The sequence below is a fragment of the Bacillus sp. GMs2/2 genome, from assembly GCF_050172095.1.
Classification (GTDB): Bacteria; Bacillota; Bacilli; order Bacillales; family Bacillaceae_G; genus Bacillus_A; species Bacillus_A cereus.
This window is the reverse complement of sequence record NZ_JBNLYE010000125.1, coordinates 1-11,792: the sequence shown is the minus strand read 5'-3', so window position 1 is coordinate 11,792 and position 11,792 is coordinate 1. Positions and strand designations below refer to the sequence as shown.

Genomic DNA, 11,792 nt, shown 5'->3' with positions numbered 1-11,792 from the left:
CCACGCAAACACCTCTATCAGTTGATTTTAATACTCCAATTATTCTTTAAATATAACAAAGAAAAAATGTATAATCTAACGTTTTTTCGAAAATATAATTAAAAAATAGTAATTCTAAATAAATTAAATTTGAAATGTATCAAGAATATTATCTTTTTTTCTTTGTTGATACCAATGTATTTTAGTGTGATTTGTGTTGTGCTGTGATTTGAAATTTCTTGCAACATGGCTACATCTTTAGTAGGTGGGGCTAATTTCTTAACACTTGTCGCAGAAGTAGGAAGTGGTGGGTTAGCATCACCAATTGTTCTTCCATTAGATGCAGTTGCTACAGCGGCTGGTGTTGGTGTTGTTGTACATGGTGGATTGGTTTGGGATAAATCGATTCGAAATGCTAAGGATACTCTTCAAAAATTCGAGTCTTCTCCATCTTCTGGTGAGCGTATTAATAAAGTTAAAGAGAATGGTAAACTTAATAAAGAGGAAAATGCTACTAAAGGGATGGATAATACCAGCAATAAAACCAGCGGAGATAATCCAAAAGTAATTGAGGAATTAGAGGAACCTGTTATTGATGGAAAGCGAGTTGGAAGTGGAGAAAAGATTGATAAAGTAAAACTTATTTGGGGAAGAGATGAAAAAGGAAAGCCTATCATAGTAAAAGAGTTTCCTCATGTCCCTAAGGAACATGGCTTTTCTGAGATTGTTGATAATTACTCAAGATTTGCTGATGAATTTCCATTAGTAGGAGGAGATCGTATTAGTAGAATATTCTTCCAAACAGAAGGAAGCAACGGTGGTAAAAAAGGTGTCTTTGAGTGGATTGTTGAACCAAATGGAAATGTAAGTCATAGAAGATTTATTGAAAATGGTACTGTTACAGGGAAACCAAATCAAGTTCCCAAAAAGTAAAAGGAGAATTATATGGATTTAATAGATTTTAAGAACAAAGGTCTTAAGTATGATTGGAAAACTATTTACACCGGTGTAAATAAAAAATATTTCGAACCGAATGTCATTTCTGATTATGCGGTGGAACTAATGGAAGCCGGTGATGATGAAGCTTTTGTTAATGAACTGGCTTGGGGAATAGATTCTAGTGATTTAGATAAAATTTTGTTTGAAATTAAAGATTTCCACTTTCCTAATCTAGAAGAAAATAGTGAAGAATTACAGAATGAGATAAGTAAACTCGGATTCGTTTACTTATCTAAGTTAAAAGAAAAGATTACTGATGAGGATGAACTATTAAATAGAATTGCAGAGTTTTATGATAGACATGATTATCCTGAAGATATGACAAGTTTTATTACTTATATGCCCCAAGATACCCCAACTACGAAAGAAGATTTATTAAATAGGTTTTATAAATTTTTGGATTCAGAGAAAAAATTTATTGAATAGCTACTTTGCTAGATTCTGAGGGCAAGAAATGAATTTTTTGAAGAACAAGCCTTCTTTAAGATTGAATATTTCAATGAACCATGTTATCTAGCTTGGAGTAAGTGAAGAGAAAGTTACATATGGAGAATGATCAACAAAAGAGACCTAACATTTGCAGTCTCTTTTGTTGATTTAAATTAAAAAGTATCATTTAAGTGGATGCCCTTTTGTACCTCTTACTTTACATACAAATAGGCTTCAATTGCTGATAGATACATAGTATCTTTTACCCTTGCTGTTATGTACTTTGTATTGTGGCGCTCCATTCACAGTTACTTTTACATCAATGGTAAATCCTAATCTTACCTCTAAAGCACCAACAACATCTTTACTCTGCCAAGAAAGAGATTCATCGAGTTCAGATAAACGAAGATTATAGAATACATCATTTTAACTAGATTTATTATTAACTAAATTGTCCCCACCACCAAGCTCCGCCTCAATCTGCGAAGTCTTTGATGACTCATCCATACGCCAATACGTAATAAAGCTTATCGCAATACATCCAGCTACGTAGAAGTAGAATAGTGATTCCATTCCGATACTCTTTAGCCATAATGCGATGAACTCAGCTGTTCCGCCAAATATCGCAACTGTTAGTGCATATGGTAAACCTACGCCAAGTGCGCGAATTTCAGTTGGGAAGAGTTCTGCTTTTACAATTGCGTTAATAGAAGTGTAACCAGTAACGATAATGAGACCGACCATCATGAGTAAAAATGCTACGATTGGTTCTGTCGTTTTTTCCATGAAGAAGAAGATCGGTGCTGTTAGTAATGTTCCAAGAATACCGAATGCCATTAATAATGGGCGACGTCCAATTTTATCGGATAGTAGCCCAGCAATTGGTTGAAGTACGACGAAAATAAGTAGTGCGGCAAAGTTAATCCAGCTTACAACTTCTTTCGGAAGACCGACTGTGTTTACCATGAACTTTTGTAAATATGTTGTGTACGTATAAAATGCAACAGTGCCTCCTAATGTTAGGCCGACTACTGTTAATACTGCTTTCGGGTGTTTCATAAGAGCGCGAACGGTTCCTGCGCTTTCGCGTTTTTGTGATTTTATGTTTGCGAACTGCTCCGACTCATCCATCGTGCGGCGAAGCCATAATACAGCTACTGCACCCATCGCTCCAATAATGAACGGAATGCGCCATCCCCAAGCTTTCATATCTGGTTCGCTTAGTAATTGCTGAAGAACAATTTGAACGCCTAACGCAACCATTTGCCCAGCAACGAGCGTTACATATTGGAAACTTGAATAAAAGCCGCGGCGACCACTACTAGCCATTTCAGATAAATATGTGGCAGAAGTTCCGTACTCTCCGCCAAGTGATAATCCTTGTAGTAAACGGGCAAGAACTAAAATAATTGGTGCCATAATACCGATACTTTCGTAACTAGGGGTACAGGCGATAATTAAGGAACCACCGGCCATAACCGTAATGGAAAGCGTTAATGCTGCCCGGCGTCCGTGCCGATCCGCATAGCGTCCCATTAATAAACTTCCGATAGGGCGCATTAAAAACCCAACTGCGAAAATAGCTGCTGTGTTGAGTAACTGACTCGTTGGATCTCCTTTAGGAAAGAACTCTGCTGAGAAGTAAACAGCGAAAGCAGAGTAAACGTACCAATCGTACCATTCAATTAAATTGCCGACAGAACCTTTGAAAATATTGCCGGCGACTCGATTAGATTTTGCTTGAGCCATAATAATTCCTCCTCTTGCTTATAAATAAAACGATAATTATGAAAGCGTGTTCATTATAGTTGAATTGTACTGTCTTTAGAATAAAATCTCAATATTATGACAATTTTATTCTTTTTGTACTTTATGTACATGGAGAGTTTTAATAGTTGCTTCATTATTCGTTTTGTCATAATAATAGAAAAAGGAGATTGATAGTTTTGAATATTTTATCAAAGGGTATGGGGTATGAAAAAATCACGCAAAGTGTCATTACAAACGAAAATAGTAAGCTTAATTATCGCGTTAATTTTATTTGTCGTTCTCCTATTAGCGGGAATATTTGTTTACATTCAGTCCGTTGATACGAAGCGCCAAGTGGAACAGTTAGCACTGCAAACAGCGAAGTCGCTTTCTTTTATGCCAGCTATAAAAGATGCTTTTCAGAATAACGAGCATAAAAGTACGATTCAATCTATTGCGGAACAAGTTCGTGAGCAAGCTGGCGCAGATACTGTCATTATAGAAGATCGCTTTGGGGTGATGTATTCCCATTCTAATTCGGAGTTAATTGGTACAAAAAGTAACAATCCATATAACTATGAAGCACTCACTTTTGGTGGCTATTATACGCTTGAAGGAAATGGCGAAAGTGGTCCTGCTTTAATGGCGAAGGCGCCTATTATTGTTCATAACGGAGACTATGATCAAGTCGTGGGTATTGTGACAGTAGAGTTTTCAATAAAAGGTATTGAATCTAACATACTGGGCAGAACGAAAGAAATTATACTCTTTTCCTTAGCTGTATTACTAGCCGGCATTGTTGGCGGCATTCTTTTAGCACGTAGCATTCGGAAAGATACACTCGGTTTAGAGCCGAATGAAATTGCAGCGCTATACCGGGAACGAAGCGCGATATTATTATCTATAAAAGAAGGGATTATCGCCATTGATCAAAATGGTTTTATTACGATGATGAACACATCAGCAGAGGAAATGCTGCATGTACATGATGATTATATGCAACAGCACATTTCAAAAGTTTTACCGGAATTTAATATGGAGAGAGTGCTAGAAAACGATCAAGAAATCGCGTTTCAAGATAAAGTGTTTATTTTAAATAGGACACCGATACTTGAAAATAACAGTACGGTAGGCGTTGTATGTAGTTTTAGAGATAAAACAGAACTGCAAAACCTTGTGAACACAATATCTGAGGTAAGAAAGTATTCAGAGGACTTACGCGCTCAAACACATGAATTTACAAATAAACTTTTCGTTTTATCAGGATTACTTCAGTTAGGACATTACAAAGAGGCGATTGAATTTATCCAGCAAGAATCTAATATTCATCAAAGCCAAAACCATATTTTATTTCATCAAATTCATGATGCGAAAGTACAAGCTATTTTATTAGGGAAAATCGGAACAGCATCGGAGAAGAAAATTGATTTTCATATTGAAGGAGATAGTGCACTTCATCCGTTACCAGACCATATAAAAGTTTCGCACCTTATTACAATCCTTGGAAACATAATCGACAATGCGTTTGATGCGGTGAGTGGGCAAGAGGAGAAGAATGTTTCTTTCTTTATTACGGATATTGGACACGACATTGTGTTTGAAGTGATAGATAGTGGAGCAGGGATACCGGCAGAAAAAATTACGACCATTTTTCAAAAAGGGTTTTCAACGAAAGGAAATGATCGTGGTTACGGACTAGCGAATGTGAAAGAAATGGTAGATGTACTAGAGGGAACAATTGAGATTCAAAACGAGAAAAATGGGGGAGCGATTTTTACAATTTACCTTCCGAAAACATTGAGAGAAAGTACATGACAAACAGGGGGATGGGCATATGTTGAAGGTTGCAATTGCAGAAGATGATTTCCGCGTCGCGCAAATTCAGGAAGAGTTTTTATTAAAAATAAAGGACGTAAAAGTGATTGGAAAAGCATTGAACGCGAAAGAAACGATGGAATTACTACAAAGGGAAGAAATCGATTTACTTCTATTAGATAATTATTTGCCAGATGGAATCGGAACAGACTTATTACCGAAAATCCATGCTGACTTTCCAAACGTTGACGTCATTATGGTTACTGCGGCAAATGAAAACCATATGCTAGAAAAAGCAATTCGAAATGGCGTAAGCAACTACCTTATAAAACCGGTCACGTTAGAAAAATTCGTTCGCACAATTGAAGACTATAAAAGAAAGAAGCAATTATTACATAGTAACAATGAAGTGAATCAAGCACTCATCGATAACTTCTTCGGCATTTCGCAAACACAAGACATAAAAAATTTACCGACAGGTGTAGATCCGTTAACGCTGCAAAAAGTGAAAGGGATTATAAAAGGATTCGAAGAGGGCATTACAATAGAAGAAATGGGAGAACAAATGGGGGCCTCCAGAACAACTGCAAGAAGATACTTAGAATACTTAGTAGCGACAAACGAATGCACAGTAGAGTACACATACGGCATTATCGGACGACCAGAACGGAAATATCGCATAGGACGAGGACTATGAAAAAACGATTATTACTATGTATATGGATTATGGGAGTAATAGCTGGTTGTTCTGTAGAAAAAACGAACAAGAATAAAGTGAACATAGAAGAAGTAGAAATCGTTGCGCCAAACGTTCAAGGAGCAGGATGGGACTTAACAGCACGAGCGATGCAAAAAACACTGACAGAAGAAAAAATCTTCACCAAACCAATCACAGTCACAAACAAAGTAGGTGGCAGCGGTGATGTCGGATGGAAATATACGAAACAAAAAGGCGGTCACGTACTGGCGATTAACTCAAGTTTACTCATAACGAACAATCTACTAGGTCACAGTAAACTAACATACAAAGACTTCACGCCGCTCGCGCTACTTGCATCAGACTGGGAAGTCGTTGTCGTATCAAAAGAATCAAACATAGAAAACGCAAATGAACTAATGGAACAACTAAAACAAAACAAGAAAAACTTCAAAATCGGCGTTGCCCCAGGCCTAGGAAACGACGATCACCTATCATTCGTACAAGTAAGCAAAGCATTCGGCATAAACCCAGCCGAACTACAATTCTTCGTCTACGAAAACAAAGAAAAAATCATAAACGCCCTAACGAACAAACAAATCAGCGCCGCAACCATGACCCTATCCGAAGCCGAAAAACAATACAAAGCCGGCAAAATAAAAATACTAGCCGTATCCGCACCAAAACGACTAGACCGACTACCAGAAATCCCAACATGGAAAGAACAAGGCATCAACGTCATCTTCCAGCACTGGAAAGGAATTATGGGCCCGAAAGATATGACGGAGGAAGGGGTTGCTTATTGGGATGATGTGATTAAGAGGATGGTGGAGAGTGAGAGTTGGAAGGGGGTTTTGAGGGAGCGGGGTTGGGAGAGTTTTTATAAGGGGAGTGGGGAGAGTAGGGGGTTTTTGGAGGAGAGTTATGAGTGGTATGGGGGGATGGTAAAAAGGCACTAAGTTCTATTTATCTATAGTGGGATGGAGTATAAATGGATAAACAAAAAGGTGGAGGACTACTTTTAGGTTATATTTTATAAAAGTAGCTCTTCCACCATATATATTTGCAACTATCTTAAAAATTTAATTTTAACTTAGCTTGAGTATTACACTAGTAGCTATACATTAAGTGTTTCGAATAGTTCCAATTGCTGTGAGTTTAATCTATTGTTATTTATTTTTTCCATGTTGTTCAAGCTCCATTCAGCAATAGGGCGTGCAATTACTCTCGCGAGTTCAACAGGTACAGCATTCCCAATTTGTTTGTATATTTTGTCTAATTTTCCATTTTTACTAATGGATGAATTGTTACCATCAGAAAATACAAACCAGTCAGGGAATGTTTGTATGCGTGCAATTTCTTTCACAGACAGTCTTCTATGTGATCCTTCATCTCCTGGTAATTCCCATTTATCCGTTCCGATCTTTTGCATAGGTTCGCCGCTAGGGTGTAAAGGAGCCTGTCTTCCAGAAGCTTGTATAGTAAAACTTTGCTCGTTCCACTGTTTTTTTCGATTTCGAGACAGATATATGGATGAAAAGCTTCCTTCGTAGTACGATCCAGGATTGGATTCTAAATCACCGATAGCGTCTTTTAACGTTACATAGGATTTTTTATTTTTCCCAATACCATGTGTTGGCTCTGGGAATTTATATTCGAAATCAAGTCCTTTTCTTACGCCGACAATGAATACTCGTTCTCTAAGTTGTGGGACACCATAATCTCGTGAATTGACAAGCTGAAACTTAACATTGTAGCCAGCGGATTCGAAGTCTTGAATAATTTGTTTAATAACTTCTCCTTTCCCTAGGGTTAACATGCCTTTAACATTCTCAGCAATAAAGAAGGCTGGTTTTGTTTGGAGAAGACATCGAATGAAATGGATATATAGAAAGTTTCTTTCGTCGTCAATTAGTCTTGGACCGGCTTCACTGAACCCTGGGCATGGAAAACCACCTAATACGATATCGCATTTTGGGAAAGTTTTAATTTTACGAATATCTTTTTGGTTTTGAATGACTGTTTGTGGAAAATTTAATCTATATGTTTGATTTGCTTCCTTAAACATATCCACAGAATAAATTGTATGAAATACACTTTGGTTTCTGTCTCTATCAAAAGATTCACGAGAAGATAATATGTTGTTGGTTTTGGTATTACCTATCGTTGCATCTAAGCCAGATAATTCAGCACCGAGATCTAGACCACCACAGCCTGAAAATAAACTTACAAGATTAAGCTTATTAGGATCGAAGTTTATATTTGCTTCTGTATCTTCTTCTGGTAATCCTTGTGTATTTTCTTGCTCTTCTTGGATTTTCTCTATTAGTAAATTTTTTACTTGTTCAATATCATAATCTTTTAACGGACGGTATTTTGCCCTACCTCGTTCTTCGATTTTCATACAAGCACCTCCGATAATTACTTGTTTATTTTAACACTTTAAGCCGGAAAAGGCCAGTATGCAGATTATTATGTAATATTTCCGTAGGGCAGATTGTAATATTCTGTAAATGTTGTGAAATTTAGGAATGTATTTTATGAAATTGATAAAGAATATTTAATACTTGTTTGTATTTCAAAAGTGTATTCTATGGTGAAAATATTGTGATCATATTTTTGCCATAGAATGCCTTGGATATGTAAGTGTTTTTTAAGTCTTACTTATTTAGCGTTTTAATAATTTTTACTTACTTAATGTTTAATTGGTATTCGGAAGTTAATTTAACAGAAGACCATCCATGGTGTTGTCCTTTACTGAATTTCATGCGCAAGCTAATTGTTTCTTGATCATTGCTCCACAATATGGTGTTTTGGATGGTAGTAGGCGTGTTGATTTTAACTTTTATCGCACTATTGATCTCTGAATGTTCTTTGCAAAGACTAACTCCCTCGTTGTAAATTGTAATAGCCATCATTGCTTTTCCTAATAAATTTCCAGTACCTGTTCGAAGTTGTTCTTGATTGGCTTTTTCTAATTGCTTTCCTAGTTCATAAGACAGCTTTTCTAAACTATCTCTATGATTTAAACCGCCAGTGTTAAAGGTAGATTTCACCTCATTTACAATAGATTCCATACTTCCCACGTTAAAATATGTAGGTCCTAAAATTGTCCCGATACCAGGGTTTTTTGTAGTTACCTTGCTATTCTTTTTAGATAGAGCTTTTAGGGAAATATTTTCAATAATAATATCATTGTTCGCTTTTAAGATTAACTGAAGGTCACCGGTATCAAGTCTATCACCAATATAGGCATCTGGAATTAATTCGATGCTTTCTATAGTATAGTCGTTATATTTTTGACGTAATTTCTTTGTTATAGCTGGTACGATTGTAGAAGTTGAATCAAATAATTCTTTTAGTGTTTCTGGTTTTAAAGCAGAATAATATGTACCAAGTAATTCAATACATGTATTTGGATCTACTTGGACGATATTAGGAAACTCCTTCAAAAAATAATAGTATGAAAAGGCTTCATGACATTTTCCTATCGCATTACTGTTATTTTTTATCTTGATATACTCATGTTTAGTTATTAGTTTTTTTATTTTGTTAATAGTTTTCTTATTGATATTTTTTATATCTTGTTCTTCTGGAAACTCATGATAACTAGTCGCAAGTTTTATAGATGTTGTAGGGTCGCTTTCAAATTTAAAACGTAAAGTTAGTGCTACTTCACCAAATTTAATACCCACTGAAGCCTTTCCTATTTTATATAACTCAATATCTTTAAAAGTAGGGTATGATGGACAGAACTTTTCAACTTGAATGTCATTTTCATCTTTTCCATATTGGGTAATAATGTTGACATCATCAACCATAAAAAAGGAATTGAATGCATGGGAAAAACCTATATTTCCTTGATTGTGAAACTGTTGAAGTAGAGAAAAACATGTTTCACGTAAATTAAAGAGAAAGCGTCCTCTATATTCATTAATATCGTTTGTGAACTTTGGAAAATAGTCTTGAACAAGTTTTTTTAATTCTTTTTTATCTGTGATGTAGTGTGTTCCCTCATTGTGTTCAACTAATTCTTTTAGGAAATCTAAGTAGTATTTTTCAAATTTGCTATTAAAAATATTCTGCATGTCTTCGGATAAAAAATATTTTTTTAAAAAGCTTTTTGCTCCAAGATTTTTAGGTTGAATTTTCCCACCCTTTTTTATATAAAATAAATTTATATAGGTGATCGATCCATCTTTTAAATATAGCGTAAGATCATTAGTACGATCTGGATGTGGATCATCAAATTTTGAAGTGACTGAATCAATGTTGGGATATAAACCTTGGATAAAAGTAACGGTTTCCTTTGTTGCCTGAGAATAATTATTGATAGATAAGGAGTTTAATGGTTTTAATAATGCTTGTTGTACTGATTTTACGTGGTTGTCGCCAATAGTTCTTGGATTTTTACTCATTATACCCACCCTTTGCTTTTTCGCTATGCTAATCTTTCAATATTGCCTAAGTTAAGTGGAAATTGTTAAATAATAACATAATATAATGTAAAAAATTCTTATTGTCAAAGTAGTTAGTTTGACAATAGCTATAGGTTTTAGGCACTTCTGATAAAAGTTTATAATATATGATATTATTATAAATATACATTTTGTAAATAAACCCAAAAGGAGTTTAAAGGTTGAAAGAAAGAAATGAGCTTAATTTTATATACCCATTTGATAGTTTGGAAAATTCTCCTCTCTATATAGACGCAATTTATGAAGGGGGAAATAAGGGGAATGCAGGAGATGACCCATTGACTAAGCTATTGGGCGTGAGTGTTAGTGGGGGGTTTCGTCCGAGGAAGGATGCAAAAAATAATTCGTTGGCGTTTGTAGTATTATATACTTCGGGGAGTGAATTGGAATGGCCTGATGAGATGAATTTTGAAACTGGACATTTTCGTTATTATGGGGATAATCGAATTGCTGGGACGGATTTACATCAGAAAAGAGGAAATCAACTATTAAGAAATGTTTTTCACGACTTAAGTGAAGGAAATTATCAAGATATTCCTCCATTCCTTTTATTTCAAAAGAGCCCAACTTTAAATAGTTCAAGAAGTGTGAAATTTTTGGGGCTAGCTGTACCAGGAAGACAGCAATTTGCAGTTGATGAGAGCTTAGTAGCTATTTGGAGGACGCACAGAGGTACTAGATTTCAAAATTATGAAGCTTATTTCACTATATTAGATACAACAACTGAAACGGAAAAATTAAAAAATTGGCTCAACTTGAGGGTGAGTAACTTAGGGACAGCTGCCAAAATAGCACCTGAACAATGGAAAAGGTTCGTATCTAATGGCTTAGAGGGGATAATCCCTTTGGCAGCAGAATCGGTCACAAAGTTTAGAACTAAAGAGGAGCAATTGCCTGTTACAAAGGTTAAAGAGGAAGTATTACAAGTCATTTGCTCGTATTTCAAGAATGATCCAGTTCGCTTCGAGTATTTTGCCGCCCATATCCTGCAGGTAATGGATAGTAATTTTATAAAATTTGATTTGACTAGAGCTAGCCGAGACGGTGGAAGAGATGCTATCGGTTTGTACAAAATAGGTATACAGAACAGCAAAATAACAATTGATTGTGCTATGGAAGCAAAATGTTATTCTCCTTCTAATGGTTGCCATGTAAAACAGACAAATAGATTAATATCCCGGATTCGTCATCGTCAGTTTGGTGTGTTTGTAACGACAAGTTATGTTAGTAGTCAAGCTTATAGCGAAATCTTGGAAGATGAGCATCCTATACTTATTGTTGCAGGGCGAGACATAGTTGATGTTTTAAGCAAAATTCATATTGATGAAAAGAATATAGAAATATATATAGAAAAAATTATGGCCGGGAGATAGGGCTTAATGAAATAAGAAATATTATATCGATCTATACCACTAAATCAAGCCCTATTTTTTATTTTCGGACTAGAAGGAATTTTTAGACGGAAATAAGTATTATTATTTTATTGAAATTGTATAAATAATAATGTCATAACATTTTTACTTTTAGTTAAAAGGAACAGTATGGATTTTGTAAACATAAAAATTCGAATTTTTTATACTAGGTTTGCATTTTATCAGTTGAGTTAGGGAGAGTATTGGATATCCAATCTTTCAAAATGTGATTCC

General features: G+C 35.4%; 8 protein-coding genes and 3 pseudogenes. 6 read left to right on the top strand and 5 right to left on the bottom strand.

Features of this window, described 5'->3' with window-relative positions:
- Positions 1-123: 123 nt before the first annotated feature.
- Positions 124-242: pseudogene (locus ACQGS6_RS16125) on the bottom strand (tyrosine-type recombinase/integrase); the annotation flags it as partial.
- On the opposite strand from ACQGS6_RS16125, the pseudogene ACQGS6_RS16120 reads away from it, so the two are divergent.
- A pseudogene (locus ACQGS6_RS16120) lies at positions 235-912 on the top strand (hypothetical protein); the annotation flags it as partial. The pseudogenes ACQGS6_RS16125 and ACQGS6_RS16120 overlap by 8 nt on opposite strands.
- Positions 913-924: 12 nt before the next feature.
- Positions 925-1,404, top strand: coding sequence for a DUF2247 family protein (locus tag ACQGS6_RS16115; RefSeq protein ID WP_098397506.1), 480 nt, complete (start codon positions 925-927; stop codon positions 1,402-1,404).
- A 215-nt stretch (positions 1,405-1,619) separates the two neighbouring features.
- On the opposite strand, the pseudogene ACQGS6_RS16110 reads toward ACQGS6_RS16115, so the two are convergent.
- Both ACQGS6_RS16110 and ACQGS6_RS16105 read right to left on the bottom strand, forming a co-directional pair.
- Positions 1,620-1,794 (bottom strand): annotated as a pseudogene (locus ACQGS6_RS16110) (N-acetylmuramoyl-L-alanine amidase); the annotation flags it as partial.
- Positions 1,795-1,833: 39 nt separating this feature from the next.
- Positions 1,834-3,156: an MFS transporter gene (locus tag ACQGS6_RS16105; protein ID WP_061664135.1), complete on the bottom strand. Its 1,323-nt coding sequence runs from the start codon at positions 3,154-3,156 to the stop codon at positions 1,834-1,836.
- Between the two features lie 225 nt (positions 3,157-3,381).
- Here ACQGS6_RS16105 and ACQGS6_RS16100 point away from each other — a divergent pair, with 225 nt between their 5' ends.
- From ACQGS6_RS16100 to ACQGS6_RS16090, 3 genes are read left to right on the top strand one after another with little or no spacing between them, the layout of a single operon-like run.
- Positions 3,382-4,971 (top strand): sensor histidine kinase, encoded by a 1,590-nt coding sequence (locus ACQGS6_RS16100; RefSeq protein WP_326318759.1) that lies wholly within the window; start codon positions 3,382-3,384, stop codon positions 4,969-4,971.
- A gap of 19 nt (positions 4,972-4,990) precedes the next feature.
- Entirely contained in the window at positions 4,991-5,668 is a 678-nt protein-coding gene (locus ACQGS6_RS16095; RefSeq protein WP_000921523.1) for a response regulator, read from the top strand.
- Complete coding sequence (locus tag ACQGS6_RS16090) at positions 5,665-6,627, top strand: tripartite tricarboxylate transporter substrate binding protein (RefSeq protein ID WP_426965303.1); 963 nt, start codon at positions 5,665-5,667, stop codon at positions 6,625-6,627. The genes ACQGS6_RS16095 and ACQGS6_RS16090 overlap by 4 nt, the downstream gene beginning before the upstream one ends.
- Positions 6,628-6,785: 158 nt before the next feature.
- Here ACQGS6_RS16090 and ACQGS6_RS16085 read toward each other — a convergent pair whose 3' ends face one another.
- Positions 6,786-8,072 carry a DNA cytosine methyltransferase gene (locus tag ACQGS6_RS16085; protein WP_071732631.1) on the bottom strand — a complete coding sequence of 429 codons (1,287 nt, stop codon included), beginning with the start codon at positions 8,070-8,072 and terminating at the stop codon, positions 6,786-6,788.
- A gap of 286 nt (positions 8,073-8,358) precedes the next feature.
- Positions 8,359-10,086: a hypothetical protein gene (locus ACQGS6_RS16080; protein WP_071732632.1), complete on the bottom strand. Its 1,728-nt coding sequence runs from the start codon at positions 10,084-10,086 to the stop codon at positions 8,359-8,361.
- Between the two features lie 221 nt (positions 10,087-10,307).
- Between ACQGS6_RS16080 and ACQGS6_RS16075 the strand changes: the two genes are divergently transcribed.
- A complete protein-coding gene (locus ACQGS6_RS16075; RefSeq protein ID WP_071732633.1) occupies positions 10,308-11,519 on the top strand; it encodes a restriction endonuclease in 1,212 nt (403 codons plus the stop codon).
- Positions 11,520-11,792: the final 273 nt, after the last annotated feature.

Bases quoted from the DNA above. Each gene is read 5' to 3' on its own strand.
- ACQGS6_RS16115 (WP_098397506.1), top strand. From the start codon at position 925: ATGGATTTAATAGATTTTAAGAACAAAGGTCTTAAGTATGATTGGAAA.
- ACQGS6_RS16105 (WP_061664135.1), bottom strand. From the start codon at position 3,156: ATGGCTCAAGCAAAATCTAATCGAGTCGCCGGCAATATTTTCAAAGGT.
- ACQGS6_RS16100 (WP_326318759.1), top strand. From the start codon at position 3,382: ATGAAAAAATCACGCAAAGTGTCATTACAAACGAAAATAGTAAGCTTA.
- ACQGS6_RS16095 (WP_000921523.1), top strand. From the start codon at position 4,991: ATGTTGAAGGTTGCAATTGCAGAAGATGATTTCCGCGTCGCGCAAATT.
- ACQGS6_RS16090 (WP_426965303.1), top strand. From the start codon at position 5,665: ATGAAAAAACGATTATTACTATGTATATGGATTATGGGAGTAATAGCT.
- ACQGS6_RS16085 (WP_071732631.1), bottom strand. From the start codon at position 8,072: ATGAAAATCGAAGAACGAGGTAGGGCAAAATACCGTCCGTTAAAAGAT.
- ACQGS6_RS16080 (WP_071732632.1), bottom strand. From the start codon at position 10,086: ATGAGTAAAAATCCAAGAACTATTGGCGACAACCACGTAAAATCAGTA.